The 18472-nt window shown below is 38.9% G+C and carries 21 protein-coding genes; all 21 read right to left on the bottom strand.

The window, feature by feature from the left end:
- Nucleotides 1-150: 150 nt before the first annotated feature.
- Entirely contained in the window at nucleotides 151-1203 is a 1053-nt protein-coding gene (cobT, locus tag QOS06_RS06730) for a nicotinate-nucleotide--dimethylbenzimidazole phosphoribosyltransferase (RefSeq protein WP_003669958.1), read from the bottom strand.
- Nucleotide 1204: 1 nt separating this feature from the next.
- A complete protein-coding gene (locus tag QOS06_RS06725) occupies nucleotides 1205-1915 on the bottom strand; it encodes a uroporphyrinogen-III synthase (RefSeq protein ID WP_003669957.1) in 711 nt (236 codons plus the stop codon).
- Between the two features lie 13 nt (nucleotides 1916-1928).
- Nucleotides 1929-2519: a histidine phosphatase family protein gene (locus tag QOS06_RS06720; RefSeq protein WP_003669956.1), complete on the bottom strand. Its 591-nt coding sequence runs from the start codon at nucleotides 2517-2519 to the stop codon at nucleotides 1929-1931.
- Nucleotides 2516-3277 (bottom strand): adenosylcobinamide-GDP ribazoletransferase, encoded by a 762-nt coding sequence (locus QOS06_RS06715; RefSeq protein WP_003675121.1) that lies wholly within the window; start codon nucleotides 3275-3277, stop codon nucleotides 2516-2518. Before QOS06_RS06715 ends, QOS06_RS06720 begins: the two co-directional genes overlap by 4 nt.
- Before the next feature lie 8 nt (nucleotides 3278-3285).
- Complete coding sequence (locus tag QOS06_RS06710) at nucleotides 3286-3876, bottom strand: bifunctional adenosylcobinamide kinase/adenosylcobinamide-phosphate guanylyltransferase (protein WP_003669952.1); 591 nt, start codon at nucleotides 3874-3876, stop codon at nucleotides 3286-3288.
- Between the two features lie 61 nt (nucleotides 3877-3937).
- Nucleotides 3938-5269 (bottom strand): glutamate-1-semialdehyde 2,1-aminomutase, encoded by a 1332-nt coding sequence (gene hemL / locus QOS06_RS06705; RefSeq protein ID WP_225357313.1) that lies wholly within the window; start codon nucleotides 5267-5269, stop codon nucleotides 3938-3940.
- Nucleotides 5253-6224, bottom strand: coding sequence for a porphobilinogen synthase (hemB, locus tag QOS06_RS06700; RefSeq protein ID WP_003669950.1), 972 nt, complete (start codon nucleotides 6222-6224; stop codon nucleotides 5253-5255). The genes hemL and hemB overlap by 17 nt, the downstream gene beginning before the upstream one ends.
- Nucleotides 6225-6229: 5 nt before the next feature.
- On the bottom strand, nucleotides 6230-7147 hold the full coding sequence (hemC, locus tag QOS06_RS06695; RefSeq protein WP_003669949.1) for a hydroxymethylbilane synthase: 918 nt from the start codon (nucleotides 7145-7147) through the stop codon (nucleotides 6230-6232).
- On the bottom strand, nucleotides 7137-8402 hold the full coding sequence (gene hemA, locus QOS06_RS06690; protein ID WP_003675129.1) for a glutamyl-tRNA reductase: 1266 nt from the start codon (nucleotides 8400-8402) through the stop codon (nucleotides 7137-7139). Before hemA ends, hemC begins: the two co-directional genes overlap by 11 nt.
- A gap of 2 nt (nucleotides 8403-8404) precedes the next feature.
- A complete protein-coding gene (locus QOS06_RS06685; protein ID WP_035159600.1) occupies nucleotides 8405-8863 on the bottom strand; it encodes a precorrin-2 dehydrogenase/sirohydrochlorin ferrochelatase family protein in 459 nt (152 codons plus the stop codon).
- Nucleotides 8864-8871: 8 nt separating this feature from the next.
- Nucleotides 8872-10383: a cobyric acid synthase gene (locus tag QOS06_RS06680; RefSeq protein ID WP_003669946.1), complete on the bottom strand. Its 1512-nt coding sequence runs from the start codon at nucleotides 10381-10383 to the stop codon at nucleotides 8872-8874.
- Nucleotides 10384-10478: 95 nt separating this feature from the next.
- Nucleotides 10479-11288 (bottom strand): energy-coupling factor ABC transporter ATP-binding protein, encoded by an 810-nt coding sequence (locus QOS06_RS06675; RefSeq protein ID WP_283595681.1) that lies wholly within the window; start codon nucleotides 11286-11288, stop codon nucleotides 10479-10481.
- A 9-nt stretch (nucleotides 11289-11297) separates the two neighbouring features.
- Entirely contained in the window at nucleotides 11298-11975 is a 678-nt protein-coding gene (gene cbiQ / locus QOS06_RS06670) for a cobalt ECF transporter T component CbiQ (protein ID WP_229397973.1), read from the bottom strand.
- A gap of 25 nt (nucleotides 11976-12000) precedes the next feature.
- The gene (locus tag QOS06_RS06665) at nucleotides 12001-12324 is read right to left on the bottom strand and encodes an energy-coupling factor ABC transporter substrate-binding protein (RefSeq protein WP_003669943.1); all 324 of its coding nucleotides are present in this window, start codon (nucleotides 12322-12324) and stop codon (nucleotides 12001-12003) included.
- A complete protein-coding gene (locus QOS06_RS06660) occupies nucleotides 12321-13067 on the bottom strand; it encodes an energy-coupling factor ABC transporter permease (RefSeq protein ID WP_229396489.1) in 747 nt (248 codons plus the stop codon). The genes QOS06_RS06665 and QOS06_RS06660 overlap by 4 nt, the downstream gene beginning before the upstream one ends.
- A complete protein-coding gene (locus QOS06_RS06655) occupies nucleotides 13067-13765 on the bottom strand; it encodes a cobalt-factor II C(20)-methyltransferase (protein ID WP_003669941.1) in 699 nt (232 codons plus the stop codon). Before QOS06_RS06655 ends, QOS06_RS06660 begins: the two co-directional genes overlap by 1 nt.
- A 5-nt stretch (nucleotides 13766-13770) precedes the next feature.
- Complete coding sequence (locus QOS06_RS06650; protein ID WP_229396487.1) at nucleotides 13771-14547, bottom strand: sirohydrochlorin cobaltochelatase; 777 nt, start codon at nucleotides 14545-14547, stop codon at nucleotides 13771-13773.
- Entirely contained in the window at nucleotides 14540-15934 is a 1395-nt protein-coding gene (gene cobA / locus QOS06_RS06645) for a uroporphyrinogen-III C-methyltransferase (RefSeq protein WP_152709430.1), read from the bottom strand. Before cobA ends, QOS06_RS06650 begins: the two co-directional genes overlap by 8 nt.
- The gene (cobK, locus tag QOS06_RS06640; protein WP_003675135.1) at nucleotides 15924-16682 is read right to left on the bottom strand and encodes a precorrin-6A reductase; all 759 of its coding nucleotides are present in this window, start codon (nucleotides 16680-16682) and stop codon (nucleotides 15924-15926) included. Before cobK ends, cobA begins: the two co-directional genes overlap by 11 nt.
- A complete protein-coding gene (gene cobJ, locus QOS06_RS06635; RefSeq protein WP_003669934.1) occupies nucleotides 16679-17404 on the bottom strand; it encodes a precorrin-3B C(17)-methyltransferase in 726 nt (241 codons plus the stop codon). Before cobJ ends, cobK begins: the two co-directional genes overlap by 4 nt.
- 11 nt (nucleotides 17405-17415) lie before the next feature.
- Nucleotides 17416-18471: a cobalt-precorrin 5A hydrolase gene (locus tag QOS06_RS06630; RefSeq protein ID WP_229397975.1), complete on the bottom strand. Its 1056-nt coding sequence runs from the start codon at nucleotides 18469-18471 to the stop codon at nucleotides 17416-17418.
- Between the last annotated feature and the right edge of the window lies 1 nt (nucleotide 18472).

Genomic DNA, 18472 nt, shown 5'->3' with positions numbered 1-18472 from the left:
GCACTAACGTGCTTTAAGAGAGCGATTCATCCCCTACTTATAGAAGTGGGGGTATTCTCGCAAATTTATGGATAAATTGCATATAAAAAAGCAGACAAAATCGCCCATATAACCGCTTTATTCCTCATAATTTCTTCTTGCCTTCTTTAATTAAGGAATAAAGTTAAAATCCATTTCCTGTAAAGTATTCATATTTTCCAAAACCGATTTGATCCCATCTAACCATGGCAGGATCATCATTGCCCCGCTTCCTTCGCCAACACACATATCAATATCAATATACGGTGCCAAACCTAGTGCTTGTAATACAATCTGTGAACCATGCTCTTTTGACTTATGGGTCGGAATCATATAAGCAATAATCTCTGGATTGATCGTACTTGCTAATAATGCTGCCGAATAAGATAAAAAGCCATCTAATAAAACCGGTTTCCTCATTGCACCAGCAGCTAGGATCGCACCGGCCATTGCACCAAGCTCGAGTGCCCCAACCTCACTTAACACCGTTAGTGCATCATTATTCTTCTTTCCACTAAAGCCCGCACGATCAAGGCTTTTATTAATTACTGCAATTTTATGCTTTAGCCGTTCATCAGAAATATTAGAGCCTCTTCCCGCAACTTCTTCACCGGTTTTTCCTAAGATTGCCGCAATTATTGCTGATGCTGCTGTGGTATTGCCCATTCCTAACTCACCAACCGCAATTACTTGGTTACCAGCTTGGTATGCTTCGATTCCTTTATCAAAGCCATATTGAACTGCCCGCCTTGCTTCATCAACCGTCATTGCGGGTTCCACTAACATATCACCGGTTTCTTGCCGAATTTTATTTTCCTCTACCAACGGCGAGTTTAATTCGGCATTAATTCCGATATCATAAACCTGCAAATGACAATTAAATGCTTTTGCGAGCGCTGCAACGGCAGTATGACCATTCATCATATTCACCGCCTGAATTGCCGTAATTTTTTGCGGGCTCGCTGATACGCCTTCGTGAACTACGCCACTATCAGCTGCAAAGACCAAACATTTTCGCGGTTTAACATCAAAATCGCTTGTCCCATAGATTCCCGCTAAATGATCAGCTAATTCCTCAAGCCGACCAAGCCCCTTGACTGGTTTTGCGAGATTATCAAGTCTTGCTTGCATCTTAGCCATTGCTTCTTTTGACAACGGTTGGCATCGTACCTCATTAAAATTCATTTTACTTATTCCTTTCGCTTTGCCAAATACTCTCTAACACATGTGCTAAAACATCTCTTTTTTCTGTTGGTACTTTTACTTTTAGCCCCTTTGTCGCCAAGTACTTTCCCGTGCTTGTTCCTAATACATAATAATTAACGTGTTTATAATCGCTACTATCAACTTTAGTCATCACTTCATACATCCGATCAAAGTTAGACGAGCTTGTTACTAGTATTGAGGTAATTTGATGCTTTAAAAAGATTTTTAAGCCCTTGCTAGCATGTAGTTTATCCCACGTATTTTGGTAAATTACTACCTTACTTCCAATAAAGTCGTCATAGTACTTTTCGGCCTTATCCCCAATTAACCAGCATACACTAGTAACCTCTTGCTGTTCTAAGTCTTTAAGAAGAGCATTCCGGTTTTCGCTCTCTGCTACTTTAATCGGATTTTTGATTTTTTCTTGTAAAACTTTTTTGATCTTATCACTAAGGACATAAATCGTTGCGGCTTTATTAAGTTTACTTAACTCCTCAATAAACACTTTTGCTCCGTACAGGCTAGTAATAACCAATGTCGCGCTTTTTTTTACCTGCTGAATCTCTTCTCTACTGAGTTTAACCGGTTTTAGGACGCGAAACGGAAAGTAAATCACGTCTTCTTGCTGTTCTAATCGCATCCGCCAATAAATTGGAATTTTATGTTTAGGATATGTTATCAAAATTGCCATAATTCTCCATCCCCTATTGATTCATTTCCCACTGGTAAACACTCCCATTTCTAAACTCAATTGTGCTATAGCAAGACGCCTTAAAATCAAGCGAATAAAAATCCGCTGTCGGGTCAATCAATTCTTGGTATATCAGACGAAGAGACCCAAGGTGGGCTACGATAAAAACTACATCACTTTCCGTAACATGCTCCAATAACCATTGCAAGCCTTGCTGTACCCGAGTCCGAAAGTAATCAAACGGTTCGACTGTTGCTGGTGTATATGTTAACGGTGCCGATAGCCATTTTTCCCAATCTTCTGGATACTGAGTTTCAATTTCATCTGCATCTAATCCTTCCCAATTGCCAAATCCTTTTTCAGCTAAATCAGGAATTATTATTGTCGGAGTTGTCGGAAAGAATGCTTCTGTTGCACTAATCGTTTGTTTTGTCCGTTGAAGATTAGTCCTAACAAATAATGTAGGCTGAAGCTTTCTTACCTTTTCTGCTAATTCCTGTGCTTGCCTTTTTCCTTTTTCATCAAGACTAACATCAGCCGACCCGTAAAATTTTCGCAAATGATTATAATTGGTCTCTCCGTGTCGTGCTAAAATCAGTTTCATAATCCAAACCTCAATAAAATAGTAAGTGTTATCAAAAAAATCAATGGAGAAAGACTAGCAAATGCTCCTAACGTATCTCCCGGCGTTCCTCCTAACACTTTCGTCACCTTTCGACGATAGAAAAAGGCTACCAATGGGATCATTAAGTAGCTAACTAAGCCCTGCCATGAAAAGCAGAGGCTAACAACAATAATTGCAAAAACCTGTGCGACTACTATCCGCCAAGGTTTAATTCCTAGCCAGATGTTTGAAAGCCCCTTTTTATTACCTGGATAAACCATTTTATAAAAGAGGAGTGACAAACCGGCCTTAGTCAGCATAGTTAGACAAATTGTCAATAGGATCATATGAGTAAGGGTTAAATAACGGCTAATAACAATTCCTAAGCCAACAACTAATGCATAATAATAGACCAGTGCCAAGCTCCCCATTGTCCCTAGCCGACTGTCCTTCATAATTGCAAAAATCTTATCAGATGTTCGAGACGAGAAAAAGCCATCGGCCGTATCGGCAAGTGCGTCAAGGTGAAAGCCCCCCGTTAATAAGCCATCAGTAATCCAGTATAAAATCCACGCAAACCATAATGGAAAAAGGTAGGTAAAGCCCCAAAAGATTAGCCCTTCAATACATCCTAATAAAAAGCTAAAAAGGGTAATATATTGGATACTCGTTTTGAATTTATTAGTTGCATCATCAACAGGGATTGGAATGTTCAGCTTAGTAAAAAACTGCCCAAATAAAATCAACGCATCTTTCATTTCATCACCTACTTAATTTTCTGGACTAATCCGCTAATGACAAAATAGACGTCATCTGCTTTCTTGGCAATTAGCTGGTTAACCTCACCATACAAATCGCGTAAAATCCGTGTTTGCTTGGTTGCTGGTACTACTCCTAAGCCAACTTCATCGCTAACTATTACCATTGATTGACTATTCTGCTTTTGCGCTATTAAAATTTTTGTCCACTCATCAAGAATCATTTGTCGAATTTTTGCTATTTCTGTCGAAGATGTTTGCTCTAAATAAGCATCTATTCTTTCTGGCGTTGTTTTAGTTAGCACAAAATCATAAAACAAGTTTGTAACTAGCATTATCGCATCATCAAGTAAGTAGCCATCTAAAGGATTATCTTCAATCGCTTCTGCAATATCTCTATATTGTTCTCGCGTTGTCCAATTAGCTGATCGGCGCTCTTGATGGCGTTTTATTCGTAATTGCATTTCACCGTCCGGATTTTTTACTACACCAGTTGCGATATAGCAAACCTTTTCTTGGCGCGAATATAAACTTTCAGCAAATTCTGACTTACCGCTCTTGGCACCGCCTAAGACAAGGGTTAAGTTTTGCTTTCCCATTTTTTCACTTCTTTCAAAAAAAGCCGTGACAATTCCTTGCCACAGCCTTTTAATCTTTTATTTACTTGGTTGCCGCATTAAATGCTGCATCAAATGCTGCAATTGTCTTTTCAATGTCCTCATCAGTGTGCTTAGTAGAAATAAAGTTTGTTTCAAATTGTGAAGGTGCAACATAAATACCATGGGCTAATAGTTCCCAGAAGCACTTTTCAAAGAGTTTCTGATCACATGCCTTTACATCATCAAAGTTATTAATTGAATCACCATTATAGAAGTAGCTCCACATTGTTCCAACATGATGAACAGTCATTGGTACACCATACTTATCTGCAGCTTGCTTAATCCCATCAGTTAATGCTGTAACTTTTTTATCCATCTCAACATAATCTTCAGGGGTTAATTGCTTAAGCGTACTGATTCCGCCTGTCATTGCTAATGGATTTCCAGAAAGGGTTCCAGCGTGATAAATACTACCAGCAGGGGTAATTTGCTCCATAATTTCACGACGACCACCAAACGCACCCACTGGAAGTCCTCCACCAATAACTTTGCCTAGTGTTGTTAAATCAGGGGTAATATTAACTAAACTTTGTACACCATGATATGCTGCTCGGAAGCCAGACATTACTTCATCAAAAATAAGAAGGGACCCGTGCTCTTTGGTAACATCACGAAGAGTTTGCAAGAAGTCTTGAGTACCAGGAATAACACCCATATTTCCCGCTACTGGTTCAACAATCGCACAAGCAATTTCATCCCCATGATCTGCAAATAATTTCTTAACACCGTCCACATCATTGTAGGCAACTGTTAAGGTATCGTAAGCAAGGTCATCAGGTACACCAGGCGAAGTATTAATGCCAAATGTTGCTAAACCTGACCCTGCGTCAACTAATAGCGAATCACTGTGTCCATGATAATTACCCACAAACTTTACAATCTTCTCGCGGCGAGTGTACCCACGGGCTAACCGAATAGCACTCATTGTCGCTTCCGTTCCTGAAGATACCATCCGAATCATTTCTATTGATGGCATAATCTTATTAACAATTTTTGCTAATTCAGTTTCCTGTAATGTAGGCGCACCATAGCTCGTGCCTTTTGCAACTGCCTTATCAAGCTCAGCTACTACTTGATCGTCTGCATGTCCTAAAATTAGCGGACCCCATGATAAAACATAATCAATATATTTATTTCCATCAATATCGTAAATATATTCGTCTTTACCATGGTCAATAAAAAGCGGATCGCCACCAACATTTTTAAATGCTCGTACAGGACTATTAACCCCGCCTGGCATATACTTTTGTGCTTCCTTAAAAGCTGCCTTTGATCTTGTTGTATTTAATTTACTCAAAATAAACCCACCTAACAAATTAAAGTTTTTTAGCAACGTCCTTGGCAAAGTAAGTAATAATTAAGTCTGCCCCAGCTCGTTTCATTCCAACCAAACTTTCATAAACTATTTGGTCCTCATTAATCCAGCCATTAGCTGTAGCTGCCTTAACCATTGCATATTCACCAGAAACATTATATGCAACTAGTGGTAATAAAGTATGGTTACGAACTTCACGCATAATATCTAAGAAGGCCATTGCTGGTTTAACCATCACAAAATCAGCACCTTCCTTTTCATCACTAGCTACTTCACGCAATGCTTCTAGGCGATTAGCTGGATCCATTTGGTATGTTTTTCGATCTTTAGGTCCTTCTTTAGGTGAACCATCTGCTGCGTCACGGAATGGACCGTAGAATGAAGAAGCAAACTTAACCGCATAGGACATAATTGGTGTGTTCTTGAATCCTGCTTCATCTAATCCTTGACGAATAGCAGCGACATAACCGTCCATTGCATTTGATGGCGCAATAATATCCGCACCGGCTGCCACTTGGCTAACTGCTGTTTTAGTAAGATATTCTAAGGATTCATCGTTTAAGACTATTCCGTCTTTAAGAATTCCGCAGTGACCGGTACTGGTGTATTCACATAAGCAGGTATCTGCAATTACGATTAATTCAGGATAGTTTTTCTTGATTAACCGAATCGCTTGTTGGACAATACCATTCTCTTCCCAAGCGCCGGTTCCAACCTCGTCTTTTTTCTCTGGAACACCAAAAATAATAATTGATTTAATACCAAGGTCCACGATTTCCTTGATTTCATCCAAAATGGTATCAAGACTATACCGGTAAATTCCCGGCATTGACGGAATTTCTTCTTTGCCGTTGATTGTTGCGTCCACGAAAACCGGCATAATTAAATCATCTTTATTTAAATGAGTTTCTCTTACCAAATCTCGCATTGCAGCGCTAGTACGTAAACGACGATGACGATCAAATTGCAACATTATTACTAATCTCCTTCAATAATTCCAAAATTATCCTTAGCCAATAACTGATCAGCAACCACCTTGCCGACTCCAGGCTTATTGGCAGGAACTGCTACTTCTTTAATTAAGTGTTCACCATTAGGGGATGCTATTAACCCGTCAAAAACAATCTGCTGGTCCTGTAAGTAAGCATGCCCACCAATTGGGAAATTACAGCTTCCTCCTAACTCACGCATGAATTCTCGTTCGATATGAATACACTTTGCCGATTGCGGATCATTAATCTGATCAAGCATTTTGCGTACTCTTTCATCCGCCTTCCTACATTCAATTGCTAAACATCCCTGCCCAACAGCTGGAACAATAATATCTTTTAGTGATAGCTGATGATAGCTGCTTAAGTCAATACTCAAGCGGTCTAGCCCTGCCTCAGCTAAGACAACTCCGGCAAGATTTTCTGTGTCTATTTTCTTTAGCCTAGTGTCTATATTACCCCTAATCGGTATAATTTTTAAATCAGGTCGAACATTCAATAACTGACCCTGACGGCGCAAACTATTAGTACCAATTCGGGCACCGTGTGGAAGAGCATCAAGACTGGTGAATTCTTGACGGCTCACCAAACAATCAAACGGTGATACTCGTTTAGGGAAGGCGCCAAGTGTTAATTCATCAGGCAGTACCGGCATTACATCCTTAAGACTATGAACAGCAAAATCAATGGTACAATTTTTTAACTCTTCTTCAATCTCTTTTACAAAAACACCCTTACCGCCAATTTTAGCTAGGCTTGCTTGCTGATTACGATCGCCCTCAGTAATAACATTCTTAATTTCAAATTGTGTTGTCGGAAAAAGTTCCTTAAGCGATGCAATCACTAGCTTGGTTTGCGCCATTGCCAGCTTACTTTTCCGACTACCAACAATTACTTTATCTGTCATTTTCTTGATTCTCCACCTTTAAATTGTCCATCCCAAAGATTTTACAGAAAAAGTCAATATCCGATGTCGCTCCTGGCGTTACTGATAACTCTTTGATCTCTTTGATTGGTCCCTTAATCATCTGGTTAATGATACTCTTCATATGCTTACTAATTACTTTACGTTCATGGGCATTTAATTCTGGTAATTTACGTAGAAGACTATCATATGCTTCTCCTTCAATTTTTAATGAATGCTCACGAAGCCCTCTAATTACAGGAACAATATGCAATTGCTTTTCCCAAACATAAAAGTTGTTAACTTCAAGGGGAATTTCTTTAGCAATTTGATTTAACATTTGATTTTTCTTGGTGTCATTCGTTTCTAATATTGAGTGCAAATTATCGATATCATAGTAATTGACGGATTCACTATCATAGGCGACATTTCGTGGAACACCCAAATCAACAATCACTTGCTGACGATCATCGGTTACCCGATATAGTGGCTCTTTTACTGAAGCAGCAAAAACAGCAGCATCAACCTCTGCCATCACTGAATCTAACCGGCTAAATGGTCGTGCTTCCACTACCCCTTGCAACTCGTTAGCAATCTGTTTAGCTTTCTGGTCTGTGCGGTTCAATAGTAAAACTTTACTAAAGCCCATGTTACTAGCATTATAAGCAGTATGTTTACCAATATGTCCTAACCCAATTACCGCCAAACTCTTACCTTCTAATGAACCAAAATCGCTTTTAATTTGATGTAATCCTGCTTGACTAGAAGACTGAGCCAGTTCACTTACCCGATACTCTGTATGCATTCTTTTAGAGAATGTAATTGCCTGCCGAAACAGATGATTCAATATTACTCCGGTTGTTCCTTGATCTGTTGCAACTTGAAATGCATTTTTCATCTGTCCCAGGATCTGCGGCTCACCTTTAATTAAAGAATCCAGCCCCACAATTACTCGGAAAAGATGACTTGCAGCATCATCCTTGGTGGTAATTGAAACATACTGATTAAATTCTTCTACCGTATAATGGAACCACTCCGCCAAAAAACGTTTAATGTAATAGCGACCCGTATGAACCTGGTCCACTACCGCATAAATTTCAGTCCGATTACAGGTTGAAATCAACAAGTTTTCTAAAATACTCTTTTCCGCATTAAGCAACCTATTAGCTTTGGGAATCTCGTCAGCTGAAAAAGAAAATTTCTCTCGTAATTCAATTGGTAATTGATGATAATTCAAACTCACACACATCAAATACATTCTTATTCAAACTCCTTATGAAATCTCTTACTAACCCATTCTTTAATCTCATTTTTCATTTTTTTAGCAACACTGGGTGATTTTCCCATTGTCGAAATACTGATAAACATATCATCTGAGCTAAGTGTTGCTAAATTATAAAAATCAGAATTAGTTTTATCACTAGTATTATTTACTAATTGAAAATGTGTTGCCTCCGCTTTGACACGGTCGTTAACCTGCGCGTCATTTGTACATGCGATAATAATATCCATCTCTTCAACATATTTCCGCCGATAAATATCCTGAATCCAGTTAATCTTAGCTTGATCAATATTCGCAACTAACTCAGGACTAATAACTGTCGGTACTACACCAGCCAAGAGCAATTTCTTAATTTTACGATGGGCAACTTTTCCGCCACCAATTACTGCTACGTTTTTTTTTGCCAAATTTAAAATAATCGGATATGGTGCTTCCATCATCTTAATCACCCTTTACTTTTTGTTGAATCATGCAAAATCTGTTCAAACTTTTCCATATCAACATTTTGTTCAAATAATTGAGCAAGTTTCTCATATTGCTGATCTTTATAATCGCTAATCGAAACATTAGTGTTAACAAGTGGCGCTAAACCCTTACTTGTCCTAATCTTATTCAAAAAATGGCGCGTCCAATAAGGATTATCGAAAATTCCATGAAGATAAGTCCCCATTACGGTTCCATCGCTACTAACCGCCCCGTCTTCCCGCGACTCTGATTGACCGTTAGTCGTATAAATAACAGAGAAAGGCGTTGCATTTAGGCCTAATTTAGTAGTCCCCATATGAATTTCGTAACCCTTTAATGTATAATTCTTTCTTTTGGCAACGGCCTGTGTTGTTGTCTTTTGCTCGTTAAAGGTTGTTTCCGTGTCAAGCAGCCCCAAACCTGCTTGTTCCTTAATTGGTGATTCAATTGCTTCGGGATCATAAAGTTTTCGACCAAGGATTTGATAACCGCCACAAATACCAACCACCTTACTACCATCTTGGTGTGCTCGTAAAATTTCTTCATATAGCCCATTCTTTTTAAGAGCAGCAAGGTCCTCATTTGTATTCTTGCTTCCAGGGAGAATTAGAAGGTCTGGCGTACCTAATTCGTCTGCTTTTACAACGTAACGAACAGATACGTCCGGTTGGATTTCAAGACTATGAACATCGGTAAAATTAGAAATTTTATCAAGATCAATCACAGCAACGTCCAATGCTTTCCCCGCTTCTTTTTGACGCGACTTCCGAGTTAATGAAACACTATCTTCCTCATCAATATCGATGTCACTCATCGGTAAGACACCAATAACAGGTACTCCCGTTAATTTTTCAATCATCTTGTTCCCCGGTTCAAGTAAACTTTTATCGCCCCGGAACTTATTAATAATAATCCCTTTAATCCGTCGCTGATCTTCTAGCGGCATTAATTTAATGGTTCCGTAAATAGAAGCAAATACGCCGCCTTTGTCAATGTCGGCAACAAGAATTACAGGGGCATCAACCATTCGGGCCATCCCCATATTAACGATATCATTATCGTTTAAATTAATTTCAGCAGGACTGCCGGCTCCTTCTAAAATTACCGCATCATTTTCACTTGCAAGTCCTTCATATGCTTCCATTATCTGGGGAATTAATTGTGGCTTAAACTTGTAGTAGCTTGCAGCATCCATGTCAGCAAGTACTTTGCCCATTACAATTACTTGCGAATCTTTATCGGTTGATGGCTTAAGCAGTATTGGGTTCATCCGCACATCTGGTTTTACCCGTGCTGCTTCCGCTTGATAGACTTGTGCCCGTCCCATTTCATCACCAATATCAGTAATAAATGAATTCAACGCCATGTTCTGTGATTTAAATGGAACAACTTTTTTTCCTTGATTAGATAATATTCGACAAACAGCTGCAACTAACCAACTTTTTCCGGCATCTGATGCTGTTCCCTGAAACATTATGGACTGTGCTGACATGATCATTCCTCCATAAGCTTAATAAAATTATGTACCGATGGAGTAAACTGTATCTGCCCCATCAACTTGTGTATTAATATCCGGTTTCGCCAAAATCAGTTATGTTTTCCTTCAATCGCAAATAATTCTTGCTCACTATCGTATAATGGCAAGCCCAGTTTCTGGTGAATTTTTACTAGCCACGGCTGGTCAAGCTTATTTTCCCGCAATAATTGTTCATCATCAAAGACGGTTTGCTTATCTCCCTGCTTTAAAATCTTCCCTTTTCCTAATAAATAGAAGTAGTCACAGGTTTCATACATGAAGTCCATGTCATGGCTTGATAAGATTATTCGCTGTCCGTTATTTACTAATTTTTGAATCAGTTTTTGCATTCTAATTCGACCATCCGGATCAAGGCCGGACGTTGGCTCATCAAGCAGGATCCATTCTGAACCAATTACCATCATTCCAGCAATCGCAACTCTTTTTTTCTGACCGCCGCTTAAATACTGAATTGGTCGTTCCTTTAATGGTAGAATATCAAGTTCACTTAATACTTTTTCTACTCGTTTATTTATTTCTTCGCTAGGAACTTTAAGATTATGCAGTGCAAAAACAACATCGTCTTTAACAATTGAATAAAAAATTTGCTGATCTGAATTTTGAAAAACAATTCCTATTTTCCGCCGCAGTTTACGTAGTCCTTTTTTGGAATATTCTACAGGTTCTCCATCAATTAATATTTCTCCGCTAGTCGGCTTTAGTTCACCAACTAAATTAAGAAAAAGGGTTGATTTACCCGCACCATTGTGACCCATAAAGCCAATTACTTTATGATTATCTGCACCAATCTTTAATGAAATATCATCGAGAATTTTTACCCTATCGTCATAACTGTAGCTAAGGTGTTTTAATTCAATCATTGCATCCTCCTAGATATAAAATTCTCCATCATATAATTTAGCATCTAATGCTTTTGTCATCATTTCATAGTTAATAATAACTTGTTCAAAAAGCATCTTCGCTAAAATACCAGATGAATGAATCATTAGTCCAAAGGAATCATATCCGAATCGTAGTTTTTGTGCTCGATGAATTTGATCGAATGCATCAACAAAGATAAAGATAAAGCGATACATTAGCATCGTAACCTCAATCATAACACGAGGAAACCTCGCTGCTTTGAATACCTGCAAAATCTGAATAAACGGTGTTGTTAATGCAAACCAATAAGTGCAAACAATTGCCGTCATACACTGCAACGCCATTTGCCCAGCTTTTGGCATCATAACCTTTGCCATCCCAATATAGACGCTTCCAAATTTTATTGGCCAAATTAGCGCGCTTCGTTGCGGAGAAACCGTCACTACAATTCCAATAATACTTAAAAGGACAAAGGGAATAATTGCATAAAACCAGCTAAGATAGCGCCTAAAAGATACCTTTGTCACATAAATCGTAATTGCTGCAACTACTACCAAAACTGCTAATTTCAGCCATTGAATTGGTTGAAAAGCAAGAATAATTCCGCCAAGCCATAATAAAGCCTTAAGTTTTGGTGACCAGTTAACAATTCGATTTTCATAAGCATATTTATCAATACTCAGCATGAAATAGTCACCGCCTTCTTCTTAATTACTTACCTGTGACTTGTTGCTTCCCATTATTCTTAGAATTTTCTCTCGCTTTTTTCTTGCCATGCGCTACACCAATAAAGTAACAAATAACTCCTGTCCCTAAAGAACCTTGAACGGTAAAAAGGAGGCTTTCAATCTCGCCCGATGGTGGTGTCCAAACGGGTTGTGCCCACACCTTATAATGGGGATCAAACTTCTTTATTTGTTCAGTCCCTTGGTCATCACTACCTCCGTACTCACCCTTAACAAAAATAAATGGAATCAGAACCAGCAATATAACACAGATCAATAAGATGATGTTAGTCTTTGTTCGCTTCTTCATTGTAAAGCCGACTCCTTCCAAAGATCATTACTGATTACTAAGTTGTAAACAATAACCGTTAATAAGCCTTCAGCAATCGCTAATGGAATTTGTGTTACGGCATAAATTCCGAGGAACTTGACAAGTGCTGCTCCAACACCACCGTTTGGATCTGGAAAAACAATTGCTAATTGAAAGGCAGTTGTTACATATGTTGACCAATCCGCAAACATTGCACAAAGGAATAATGATATAGACCGTCTAACCTTCATTGCTCGACAAAGTTTCCAAACAGCATACCCAACTATTGGTCCAACAATGGTCATCGAAAATTCATTAGCTCCAAGAGTAGTTAATCCACCATGAGCTAACAATAAAGCCTGGAATAATAGCACAATAACACCCAAAACAGACATAACACCTGGGCCAAACATTACTGTTCCTAACCCAACACCTGTCGGGTGAGAACATGAACCAGTAACTGACGGCAGTTTTAATGACGAGAGAACAAAAACAAAAGCTCCACAAAGCGCTAACATAACCTTAGCATTAGGAATATCTGAATTGACGATCTTGTGCATTCGATATAATCCATAAATGAAGAATGGTGCGGATACAACAAACCAGAAAATACACCACTTAGGCGGCAGCATTCCTTCCATGATATGCATTGCGTGAGCTGTCATCGGATAAGCAAGGGTATAAATAAAACCAATTGCTAAAAATAACATAAATTTCCGATATTTTTTCAATACTCCCATAATTATGCCTCTTTTTTCTTTAATAACGCGGTTGAAAAATACGGTAGCTGGTCGTCTGCTGAATATTCTGTTAACCGTTGCACCCTTTGATTAGCCATTGATGCATTTTCGACAATAACGGTTTTATCTAATAACTTTCTTTCTTTGAGGATTTGATAAACTTTCTTAAAATTAGTGGCAATTTTCATAATGACAACATTATCATTTAGGTCAATTACCTTTGCTAACTTTTCCTTATCGGCCGTTGCAGGGACCACTTCTAGCGATTCCTCATCCAGCATTAATGGAATTGATAAGCTAGCTGCAATTTGGCTAAATGATGAAATTCCAGCGATTGTTTGAACATCAATGACTGGTATCAATATGTCGGCAAGGTAACTAAAAGTACTGTAAACGGATGGATCCCCTAGTGTAAGGAAACCAACATTGTTTCCTTGTTGCACATCATCTTTAATTTCATCCGCAATCTTACGCCAACTCTCCATCTTAGTATCCCAATCTTTTACCATTGGAAAATGGCGCTTCTTTATTGCTAATGTTGCTGGCAGATATGGGGTTGCAATTCTTTCTGCAACACTTTTACTTCCCTTATGCGCTTGCGGTACATACAAAACATCTAAATTCTTGATCGTATTGATTGCTTTAACAGTCAATAATTCACTATCTCCAGGACCAACACCAATTCCATAAAAACTTGCCACCTAATTCATCCCCTCTCAATTGTCGTTCGTAATTTAGCAATAAACATTTCTTGAATTTCTTCATACTCACCCAATCCCTTTAATACAGGATGACCAACAATGTCATTTTCTTTTAGGACCGTCTTCCAAGAGTTCGGCTGATCTGATGCCATATCATTATGGGCGTGATTTCCTGCCACCATCATCAATGGCTGCATATATACTTTCTCAACCTTTGCGTGTTTTAGCCGCTTAATTTCATCATGAACGTCAGGATAGCTTTCCACAGCCCCAACATAGCTTTTTGTTCCTGCAAGCATGTGGTCTAAGCAAGCATAAGTTGTAAAGGCACTATGAGCTGTTCCATGTCCCATCCATAAGATAGCTTTTCCTGATGGTAAATATGCGCTTTGTTTTTCCAGAAAATTAACTAGCTGTTCATAGTCCGCAAATTTATCAAGCAATGGCGGAGTAGCAACAAGTTTCTCAAATTGTGGTGAATAATTATCAATAGCATTTTGGACTAATTGGTATTCAATTCCCGGAATAATATGCAAAGATTGCAAGTAAACTTCTTCATAACCCTGCGCTCTTAATTTATCTAATGCTTCTTGGATACTATCAACTTTGATTCCTTCATTTTTATAGATACGTTTCCGAACAATCGTTGATGTAAAAGCGCGGAATACATCATAATCAGGAAACTCTTTACTAATTTTCTTTTCCGTAGCTCCAATTGTTTTTTCACGGGTTTCCGGATATGTTGTCCCGAAGCTTACTGCTAATATTGCTTTTTTATTCACTTGCTAACTCCTCCTTTACCTGCTCAATTGTTGCTTTGATATTTGGCTGACAATTGATTACTTTTTTAAAACCATTCTGCGTTGCAAGATCATAAATGGATTGTCCCATCACAAAGGCTGTTAGGTCCTTTAATTGCTTAAACTGCTCTTCATTTAACGTACTCTTAAAATCCCGTAGACTAGCAGTGCTAGGGAAAATCACTGCATTAAATTCTGCAAGGTCAAACGGCAACTCATGTGTTTGTTCTTTTCGTTGGTAGAGACTAAGAAATTCTTTATGTGAATAAGACGAATTTTGACCGCCAACTTCAAGTACATCATCAGAAAGTTTGGTCGTTGTAACAACTTCATCTACCAACAACCCCTGTGTTGCAAGATGGTTGGCAACACTTTGATTACCTGCAAGAATCTTTTTACCTACCAATGCGCGAATATCTTTTTTGCTTGCTGTAAGTAATTTAATAAATTCTTTATAAGCAAGATAATCATCAAATAGGATTGACGAATATGAATCAAGAACAGGTAACTTAGCTGGGACGGATTTCACTATTGATCGCTGATAAAAGTCCGCAGTTGCGCCTAAATCTTCCAAGCAGTTAAATAATCGCTGCCTCTTACTATATGGTACTAATACATGGATTCCTGCAAGCGGCTTAGCAACATTCAACTGCTTACTAAGCTTAACAACATTCCCTACTACTATTAGTGCTGGTGATGATAACCCGTTTTTATTCACCAATTCCACAATGTTTGAAAGGTTACCACTGACCATTTTTTGTCGCCATTGTGTTGCCCACTGAATAATTGCAACAGGGGTTTCCATCGCTTTTCCATGTGCTATCAATTGATGACATATATTAGGCAGTTGCGCCATCCCCATCAAGAAAACAAGCGTTCCTTCTTGGTTAGCGATGTTTTCCCAGTCGAGTTGCTGCCCATCCTTTTTATGATGTCCCGTAATCACGTGGAAGCTCGACGCAAAATCACGATGGGTAATCGGAATCCCAGCAGCCGCTAACCCAGCAATAGCACTAGTAATTCCAGGAATAATTTCAAAATTAATTCCCTGCTGTTGTAGTATCTGAGCCTCTTCGCCACCACGACCAAAGACATATGGGTCGCCAGCTTTTAACCGAACCACTTTTTTCCCTGAGTTTGCATAATCAACTAACATCTCATTGATTTGGGACTGCTTCACTTTATGGCGCAGAGGCATTTTCCCAACATCAACTAGGGCCGCATCATCATTTGTAAATGATAATAATGATGGATCAATTAACCGATCATATAATACTACGTCAGCCTCTCCCAGCCGCCGTTTACCGATTAATGTTAATAGTTCAGGATTCCCAGGACCTGCACCGAGGAGCGTTACTCTACCACTCATAATTTTCCTCCAAATACTCTTTTAGCTCGCTCAAATCAGCAACTACCGCAGGATAATTTAATTGCGGTCGACGAATAATAATACACGGAATTTGTAATTGTTCACATGCGGCAATTTTTTCCTGAATTCCGCCTTGGCGCCCGCTTTCTTTTGTAACAACCACAACTGAATTGGCACGCTTAAATAATTCATAATTTAATGCTACTGTAAAGGGGCCTTGAATCGCGTCAATTTGAGATGCAATAAACCCCGCTGCAGTTAAATTCTCCATTACGCGGGTTGTTGGTAAGACCCTGACGTGTAATCGGTCAACGCCCAATTTTTCCGCATATTCCGGTGCCGTTTTACTTCCAGTTGATAAGTAAACGTTCCCCTTTACCGTCCTTAAATACTCACAAGCTTCTTCTAATGAGTCCACCATTTTTAATTTGGCGTTTTTGCTGTAAATATTCTGGCGTTCATAACGCAAATAAGGTATTTGGAGTTCATTTGCCTTGTCCATTGCTAGTTGTGAAATGACTCGGGCAAAAGGATGAGTAGCGTCAAGAATGAAGCTGATTTGGTTATCGTGGCAAAAACTTAACAGACTTTCATCAGTAAATGTTGTTTCAACAATGTTTTTAGCATGACGGCGGGCCAGTTCCGCACCATAATCACTAATAACCGATAAGACAAACGGAACCTTATGTTTAGTCAATTCATCCGCAACGGCTAAGCTTTCTGTAGTTCCACCCAATAAAAGAATCATAAGGTATAACCTCGTGGAGTAATCATTCTGCCATCTTCAACATATGTATTTTTATTACCAACGATGACAATTGAAGTCATATTAATTTCAGTTTCATCAAGATCTTTAATCGTTGTAACCTTATCAATCTCTTTTGGCCGAGCAACATCTTTACCAATTCCAACAACAGTATCAGGCGACTTATACTTGAGAATAATATCTAAAGCCTTACGAAGATGGTGTGGACGACCTTTACTACGTGGATTATAAAGGCAAATTACAAAGTCAGCCTTAGCTGCTGCATCGACTCGTTCTGTAATTACATCCCACGGTGTCATTAGATCACTCAAACTAATGTGACAAAAATCATTCATCAATGGTGCGCCAAGATGAGCTGCTGCTGCAATACTTGCAGTTACACCAGGAATCACTTTGACATCGACATGGGTATCCATCTTGCCAGCTAATTCAAGAACTAGTCCTGCCATCCCATAAATACCAGCATCACCACTTGAAATAATTGCAACATCTTTTCCTGTTGCTGCAATTTCAAGCGCTTTTTTACACCGTTCAATCTCACCACGCATTCCAGTAACAACTAATTCCTTGCCTTCAATCATGTCTTCAATTAAACGGACATAAGTGGCATAGCCGACAATTGTATGAGTATTTTCAATTACCTGGCGTGCTTCTTCTGTCATCAACTCTTTTGATCCTGGTCCTAATCCAACTACATATAACATCTTATTTCCTCCTATATCTCGTGTAACCGACTAAGTGCTATTGTTACTTCGTGGTTAGCATATCTTTCTGTAGCGTTTCGCTCACCGCTCGCATAATCAGCAGCTGCACAAGCAACATTTCCAACTCCAACCGTCTTTAGGACAAAAGCCGACTCAGGATAATTAACGCTTGCGTGCTCCAATTCGTGAGCCGAGTAGAACTCCACTTGAATATTAAACACCTGAGCTAAATATTGAATTGCCGGTTCGTTCTTTTTAATATCAATTGAGGCTATCTTTACAATTGATTCCCATAATAAATGATGTTTTGCGCAAAATTCAGCAAATGTTTGTTGCATCATCTCATTAGTGACATTCTTCCGACACCCAATCCCAAGGACATTAACCCGCGGAATAACGTGGATAGCATCTTTATTTTTAGCGAATCCAGAGCGATCTGAAACGATAACTAACGGCACCCCATCTTGATACTCATTTATCTTTGTTAATACTTCAAATCCATCGAACTGCTTTACATAGTGTCGTAAGTAGGGTTCAATATATAGTTCAACCTTGTTACCTTCAGCTAATAATCGGTTTATTTTTTTCGTGTTTTCTTTAAAATTTGGGTACCAACCATTAACTCGTTTTGCCAAAATATCAAGTGATTGAACCTTTTCCGTATCTGTTGCAGTTGTAATAACCGGGGTTGCTCCTGTTAACCTAGCAATTAATCTTGTCCATTGATTTGCTCCGCCAACGTGTCCTGAAAGAAGACTAATTACGCTGTTAGCCTGCTCGTCCATTACGATAACAGCAGGATCTACCGTCTTATCAACAATTACTGCTGCCAATGAACGGACTACAATCCCCGTTGCCATTATGCAAATAACACAATCATACTGTTTAAATAGTCGATGCATCGTCGCTGTAAATTCGCCCTTAGGATAATAATTTTCTTTCCCTTGAGCTAACCGTTGTGGTAAGACGACTTCCGTATGATATGACTGTTCTTGTAAGTGTTCTTGCAATTGACGGGCAGTTTTCGCACCACCTGCTGTTAACGCTATGATCACAAACCGTTTCATT

The sequence above is a fragment of the Limosilactobacillus sp. DJ3M12 genome, from assembly GCF_947381695.1.
Lineage (GTDB): Bacteria > Bacillota > Bacilli > Lactobacillales > Lactobacillaceae > Limosilactobacillus > Limosilactobacillus kinnaridis.
This window is presented reverse-complemented; position numbering and strand designations above follow the sequence as displayed.

Excerpts from the sequence above, each read along its gene's own strand:
- cobT (WP_003669958.1), bottom strand. The coding sequence starts at position 1,203 with ATGAATTTTAATGAGGTACGATGCCAACCGTTGTCAAAAGAAGCAATG.
- QOS06_RS06725 (WP_003669957.1), bottom strand. The coding sequence starts at position 1,915 with ATGGCAATTTTGATAACATATCCTAAACATAAAATTCCAATTTATTGG.
- QOS06_RS06720 (WP_003669956.1), bottom strand. The coding sequence starts at position 2,519 with ATGAAACTGATTTTAGCACGACACGGAGAGACCAATTATAATCATTTG.
- QOS06_RS06715 (WP_003675121.1), bottom strand. The coding sequence starts at position 3,277 with ATGAAAGATGCGTTGATTTTATTTGGGCAGTTTTTTACTAAGCTGAAC.
- QOS06_RS06710 (WP_003669952.1), bottom strand. The coding sequence starts at position 3,876 with ATGGGAAAGCAAAACTTAACCCTTGTCTTAGGCGGTGCCAAGAGCGGT.
- hemB (WP_003669950.1), bottom strand. The coding sequence starts at position 6,224 with ATGTTGCAATTTGATCGTCATCGTCGTTTACGTACTAGCGCTGCAATG.
- hemC (WP_003669949.1), bottom strand. The coding sequence starts at position 7,147 with ATGACAGATAAAGTAATTGTTGGTAGTCGGAAAAGTAAGCTGGCAATG.
- hemA (WP_003675129.1), bottom strand. The coding sequence starts at position 8,402 with ATGTATTTGATGTGTGTGAGTTTGAATTATCATCAATTACCAATTGAA.
- QOS06_RS06685 (WP_035159600.1), bottom strand. The coding sequence starts at position 8,863 with ATGGAAGCACCATATCCGATTATTTTAAATTTGGCAAAAAAAAACGTA.
- QOS06_RS06680 (WP_003669946.1), bottom strand. The coding sequence starts at position 10,383 with ATGTCAGCACAGTCCATAATGTTTCAGGGAACAGCATCAGATGCCGGA.
- QOS06_RS06675 (WP_283595681.1), bottom strand. The coding sequence starts at position 11,288 with ATGATTGAATTAAAACACCTTAGCTACAGTTATGACGATAGGGTAAAA.
- cbiQ (WP_229397973.1), bottom strand. The coding sequence starts at position 11,975 with ATGCTGAGTATTGATAAATATGCTTATGAAAATCGAATTGTTAACTGG.
- QOS06_RS06665 (WP_003669943.1), bottom strand. The coding sequence starts at position 12,324 with ATGAAGAAGCGAACAAAGACTAACATCATCTTATTGATCTGTGTTATA.
- cobA (WP_152709430.1), bottom strand. The coding sequence starts at position 15,934 with ATGAGTGGTAGAGTAACGCTCCTCGGTGCAGGTCCTGGGAATCCTGAA.
- cobK (WP_003675135.1), bottom strand. The coding sequence starts at position 16,682 with ATGATTCTTTTATTGGGTGGAACTACAGAAAGCTTAGCCGTTGCGGAT.
- cobJ (WP_003669934.1), bottom strand. The coding sequence starts at position 17,404 with ATGTTATATGTAGTTGGATTAGGACCAGGATCAAAAGAGTTGATGACA.
- QOS06_RS06630 (WP_229397975.1), bottom strand. The coding sequence starts at position 18,471 with ATGAAACGGTTTGTGATCATAGCGTTAACAGCAGGTGGTGCGAAAACT.